The sequence below is a fragment of the Streptomyces bambusae genome (assembly GCF_019400985.1).
GTDB classification, from domain to species: domain Bacteria; phylum Actinomycetota; class Actinomycetes; order Streptomycetales; family Streptomycetaceae; genus Streptomyces; species Streptomyces bambusae_A.
Map to the genome: position 1 here is coordinate 1 of NZ_WTFF01000400.1, position 5,720 is coordinate 5,720.

A 5,720-nucleotide genomic window follows, 5' to 3' on the forward strand; every position below is an offset into this window, starting at 1 on the left:
CCGCGTCAGATGGTTATAAGAGCCAGGGACATTCCCCGCGGGGACGCGTCTCGCCCAGGGCGCGGTTGGGCGCGGTACCGGCGGTCCTGGAGCACGGCGGGCCCGCCACCGGCCCTTGTTCGCAGGGCCGACGGCGCGCCCCGGCGGGCGCTTGGCGCGCTCGGCGCGCGGGGTATCGGCGGAGGGGGAGTGCGACGGCTGCGCCGCTGCCTGCGGCACGGCGGCCCGAGGGGGTAGGCGCGGCCTTCCGGCACGCGGTCTTCCGGCACGCGGCACGCGGCACCCATGCGGCGGTCGGCGCCTCCCCTTCGTGCGGCGGCCTGGCCGCCCCTCCGCTTCAGGCGTCGGCGCCGTGCCCCGTCAGGCGCGGCTGCGGGGCGGCCCGCTCGGGTGCGCCGGCTGCCGGAGCCGAGAAAGTCGACGGCGCGCCGTGGGGCGGTTCCAGGCCCGCGGGACGGGGTCGGGTGGGTGTCCGAAAACGTGCGGTCGTGTTGCGTCGTGGCGGAGATGTTGCGGCGCGGTGAAATCCGGTGGGGGTGGCTGCGGCTGCTGTTGGCGGTGAAAGGGCAGGTCAGGGTGGGTGTGGTGCGGTTTCCGGCGGGTTGGGTGAGGTGGGGCCGGATGTTGACCGGCCATCCCGGCACTGACACGCTTTCGGCCATGTCCGCGACTGAGCGAATCGCCCCGCGGCTCCACATCCCCGGCGCGTGTACCGCGCCCCTGCGATGTCCGGGCCGCTGCCCGGCCCCGACCTGTTCCTGACGGCCGGCGCCCTGCCCCGGCAGCGGCCGGGCCCGGTCCGGCCCACCGGCCGCCCATGACCCGGGCACGCAGCAGCCGTCCCCGCTGTGTCGGCCGCCTGTGATCCGGGAGCGTGGGAGCCGTCCCTGCTGTGCTGGCCGCCCGTGACCCGGGCGCGCAGCAGCCGTCCCTGCCGTGCCGGCCGCCCGCGACCCGGGCGCACGGCAGTCGTCCCTGCTGTGCCGGCGGCCTGTGATCCGGGAGCGCGGGAGCCGTCCCTGATGTGTCGGCCGCCCGTGACCCGGGCGTGCGGCAGCCGTCCCTGTTGTGCTGGCCGTCAGTGATCCGGGCGTGCGGCAGTCGTCCCTGCTGTGTCGGCGGCCCGTGGCCCGGGCGTGCGGCAGGCGTCCCTGCTCGCCCATGCCGTCACCGCGGACGGTGAGCCTGGCCGTCTGGCCACCGGCCGCCTGCCCCTCCGGTGCGCAGGCCGTCCCCCGCCCCTCGTCCCGCCGATGCCGTCACCGCGGACGGTGAGCCCGGCCACCCGGCCACCCGGACTCTGGTCTTCGGTTTCCGGCATCCGGCATCCGGTCTCCGTTACCTCCGTCGGTGCGTATCACCTGTCCTTTCTCTCTTCCCCCGCCGATGCCGCCGTGGAGGTAGGCGGCGAGCCCGGCCGCTCGGACGGCCGCCGCTCGTCTCCCCGGTGCGCCGGCGCGCAGTACCTGTCCTGCTCCCGACCCCGCCCCGCCATGACCCGGCACGCCCTCTGGCCGCGTGCCGGTCCGGGCGGCCGGGGAGCCGCCCAGTGTGCGGCCCCGCCCCAGGCCGGCCCAGCCTCGCCCGTGTCGGCGCCGGCCGGCCCCATCCACCCCAGCCCGCCCCACCCCAGGAGCACCCCATGACCACCGCCACCCGCACCCACCACCTCACCGTCACCAAGATCGGCGGCCGACTCGGCGCCGAGATCGGCGGCGTACGGCTCTCCGGGGCCCTGAGCGAGGAGACCATCGCCCAGATCCGGGCCGCGCTGCTCACCCACAAGGTCGTCTTCTTCCGCGGTCAGGAGCACCTCGACGAGGCCGGGCACGAGGCCTTCGCGCAGCGGCTCGGGGAGCTCGTGGCACATCCCACCGTGCCGTCCGCCGACGGCCGTTACTCCCTCGGCATCGACTCCCACCACGGCGCCCGCGCCAACCAGTGGCACACCGACGTCACCTTCGTCCCCGCCTACCCCGCCTTCTCCGTCCTCCGCGCCGTCACCGTCCCCCCGTACGGCGGCAACACCCTCTGGGCCAACACCGCCACCGCCTACAGCAGCCTCCCCGAGCCGCTGCGCGCCCTCGCCGACAGGCTGCGCGCCGTCCACTCCAACGAGTACGACTACGCGGCCCTCCGCCCCGACGCCGTGCCCGAGGCGCTGGCCCAGTACCGCGAGGTGTTCACCTCCACGACGTTCCTCACCGAGCACCCCGTCGTGCGCGTGCACCCGGAGACCGACGAGCGCACCCTGCTGCTCGGCAACTTCGTCCAGCGCATCAGCGGCCTCACCGGACGCGACTCCCGCACCCTGGTCGACCTCTTCCAGGCGCACATCGAAGCCCCGGAGAACACGGTCCGCTGGCAGTGGAACGTCGGGGACGTCGCGATCTGGGACAACCGGGCCACCCAGCACTACGGCGTTGACGACTCCGACGAGCACGAGCGCACCCTGCGCCGCGTCACCGTCGACGGCGACGTCCCCTTCGGCCCGGACGGCCGCCCCTCGGTGCTGCTCAGCCCCGAGACCGTGCCCGCCCCCGCCTTCGGGATCCCGTCCGGCGCTTCCACCGCCGTCGGCTCGGCCGGCTGAGTCGACGTACCGCCCTGCCGCCCTCCCGCCCTGCCGCCCCCCACGCAACATTCGCCCGCACTGCCCGCACCGCCCGCACCAGCCGCACCACCCGCACCAGCCGCCAAGGAGCTCACCCCGTGCCCACCGTCCTGGCCGTCACCGGCAGCCCTTCCTTCCCCTCCCGTACCGCCGTCGTCGCCGACCACGTCCTGCGGCGCCTCTCCCACGCCGGCTTCGGGACCGGCCACCTCGCCCTCCGCGAGCTCCCGGCCGCCGACCTGCTCGCCGCCCGCACGGGCCAGCCCGAGCTGCGGCGCGCGCTCGACGCCGTTGCCGCGGCGGACGGGCTGGTCATCGCGACCCCGATCTACAAGGCCTCGTACACGGGCCTGCTCAAGGCCTTCCTCGACGTGCTCCCGCAGAACGGCCTGGCCGGCAAGACGGTCCTGCCGCTCGCCACCGGCGGCAGCCTCGCCCACGTCCTGTCCATCGACTACGCCCTGCGCCCGGTGCTCGCCGCGCTCGGTGCCCGGCACGTGACCGCCGGCCGGTTCGTCCTCGATTCCTCCGTCGAGCGCGGTGACGGGCCGGACCGGCTGCGCCCCGAGGCCGAACTCGACCTCTTCCAGGCCGTCGACGAGTACGCCGCCGCGCTCCGTGCCGGCAGTGCGCCGACCCCGAATCCGACCTCGACCCCGACGCCGACCCCGCTCCCCGCCTCCCGCTGAGACGGCGCCGGCGCCAGTACGACCGGCACCGGCACCGGCACCGGCACCGATACCGATACCGACACCGACCGGCGCGACGGCCGTCGAGGCCGCCGTAGCCAACGATCGAGGAAGACTCCATGCCCGCAGCACCCCGTATCCCGACCGGCACGTCCCGACGCGAGTTCCTCGCCCTGCTCGGCATCTCGGCGGCCGCGGTGAGCTGCGGTACGGCCACCGCCGGCGGCGGCGGAAAAGGCCAGGCCAAGACCCTGAGGTACCAGGGCTGGGTCGGTCAGGTGACCCTGCCCGAGCTCGCCGCCGACCTCGGCCACCTGGGCGACCTGAAGCTCGAATGGGTCGGCAACACCATCAGCGGGCCCCAGGACATCCAGTCCGCGGCGACGGGACAGATCGACTTCGGCGGCGCGTTCAACGGCGCGGTCGTCAAACTCGCCGCCGGCAAGGCCCCGATCAAGGCCGTCATCTCCTACTACGGCGCCGACCAGTACGCCTACAGCGGCTACTACGTCCTGGAGAACAGCCCCGTCCGCACCGCCCGCGACCTCGTCGGCAAGAAGGTCGGCATGAACACCCTGGGCGCGCACTCCCAGGCCATGCTCGACATCTACCTGAGCCGCAACGGCCTCTCCGCCGCCGACGGCGCCAAGGTCGAGGCCCTGGTGGTGCCGCCGGTCAACACCGAACAGGCGCTCCGGCAGGGGCAGATCGAGGTCGGCGTGCTGGGCGGGGTGCTGCGCGACAAGGCCCTCGCCGCGGGCGGCATCCGCCCGCTGTTCACCGACTTCGAGCTGCTCGGCGCGTTCAGCGCGGGCACGTACGTGCTGACCCGGCGCTTCATCGAGGACAACCCCGACACCGTACGGACCTTCGTCACGGGAGTCGCCAAGGCCATCGAGTGGTCCCGTACCACCCCGCGCGAGGAGGTCATCGCCCGGATGACCGAGATCATCAGGAAGCGCGGCCGCAACGAGGACACCTCCACCCTCCAGTACTGGCGCTCGTACGGCGTCGCCGAGACCGGCGGGCGGATCAGCGACAAGGAGTTCCAGCTGTGGCTGGACTGGCTGGGCGACCGGGGCGAGGTGAAGAAGGGGCAGCTGAAGGCGGCCGACCTCTACACCAACGACTTCAACGACTTCGCAGACTCCAACAACTCCAACAACTCCAAGGGCTCCAACGGCCCCAACAACTCCAACAACTCCAACGGCTCCAACGACTCCGGGAAGGGCTGAGGGACCGCCATGGCGAAGATCGTCTTCGAGAAGGTGGGTAAGACCTTCCCCACGAAGGACCGGCGCGGCCGCAAGGGGGAGTTCACCGCCCTGGACGGCATCGACCTGGAGATCGGGTCGGGGGAGTTCGTGGTGGTCGTGGGCCCCAGCGGATGCGGCAAGTCCACCCTGCTCGACCTCCTCGGCGGGCTGACCCGGCCGAGCTCCGGCCGGATCCTGCTGGACGGCGCACCGGTGACCGGACCGGGCCTGGACCGGGGGATCGTCTTCCAGCAGTACGCGCTGCTGCCGTGGCGTACGGCGCTGGGGAACGTCGAGTTCGGCCTGGAGGCCACGGGCGTGCCGCGGCGGCAACGAGCCGCCCGGGCACGGGAGTTCCTCGACCTGGTCGGGCTGGGCGGGTTCGAGGACCGGCATCCGCACGAGTTGTCCGGGGGCATGCGCCAGCGCGTCGCCATCGCGCGCTCGCTGGCCTACGACCCGGACGTGCTGCTGATGGACGAGCCGTTCGCCGCGCTCGACGCGCAGACCCGGGAATCACTGCAGGACGAGCTGCGGCGGATCTGGCAGGCGACGGGCAAGACGGTCGTCTTCATCACGCACGGCATCGAGGAGGCCGTGTACCTCGGGCAGCGGGTGGCCGTCCTGACCTCCCGCCCCGGCCGGGTCAAGGAGGTCGTCCCGGTCGCCTTCGGCGACCGCGCGGGGCTGCTCGGCGAGGACCTGCGCTCCAGCCCGGAGTTCGCCCGCTACCGCCACGAGATCTGGACCCTGCTGCACGACGAGGTCGCCCGGGCCCAGCAACTGGAGAAGGAGGAGGTCACGGCATGACGACGACCCGGACCGAAACGGCCGAGGCAGAGGCCGAGGTGGGGGCCAGAGCGGAAGCCAGGGCGGAAGCCAGGGCGGAAGCCAGGGCGGAAGCCAGAGCGGAACCCAGGGCGGCGGCCCCGGCCGGCACGGCCGCCGCCGAGCGCCCCGCCGGGGCGGGAGCCGAAGCCGGGGCTCTGTCCCTGGCCGAAGCCGAAGTCGAAGCCGAAGCCGAAGCCGAAGCCGAAGCCGAAGCCGAAGCCGAGGCACCGGGGGCCCGGCCCTCGGCGGAAGCCGGGGCTGCTGCCGGGGCCTCGCGTCCGTCCGGGGCCGCAGCCGAAGCCGCGGCTGCCCCCGCCGACGCCCCTGACG

Annotated in this window: 5 protein-coding genes; all 5 read left to right on the forward strand. The window is 73.9% G+C overall.

The window, feature by feature from the left end; all coding sequences use genetic code 11:
- The first annotated feature begins 1,642 nt into the window (after positions 1-1,642).
- The gene (locus GPJ59_RS32520) at positions 1,643-2,593 is read left to right on the forward strand and encodes a TauD/TfdA dioxygenase family protein (protein WP_219671511.1); all 951 of its coding nucleotides are present in this window, start codon (positions 1,643-1,645) and stop codon (positions 2,591-2,593) included.
- Positions 2,594-2,712: 119 nt separating this feature from the next.
- Positions 2,713-3,303, forward strand: a complete 591-nt coding sequence (ssuE, locus tag GPJ59_RS32525; protein WP_219671512.1) for an NADPH-dependent FMN reductase — start codon at positions 2,713-2,715, stop codon at positions 3,301-3,303.
- A 119-nt stretch (positions 3,304-3,422) separates the two neighbouring features.
- The gene (locus GPJ59_RS32530; protein WP_219671513.1) at positions 3,423-4,538 is read left to right on the forward strand and encodes an ABC transporter substrate-binding protein; all 1,116 of its coding nucleotides are present in this window, start codon (positions 3,423-3,425) and stop codon (positions 4,536-4,538) included.
- A 9-nt stretch (positions 4,539-4,547) separates the two neighbouring features.
- Positions 4,548-5,369, forward strand: a complete 822-nt coding sequence (locus GPJ59_RS32535) for an ABC transporter ATP-binding protein (protein ID WP_219671514.1) — start codon at positions 4,548-4,550, stop codon at positions 5,367-5,369.
- On the forward strand, positions 5,366-5,720 hold a 355-nt coding region (locus tag GPJ59_RS32540; protein WP_219671515.1), incomplete at its 3' end, for a hypothetical protein. The genes GPJ59_RS32535 and GPJ59_RS32540, both read left to right, overlap by 4 nt.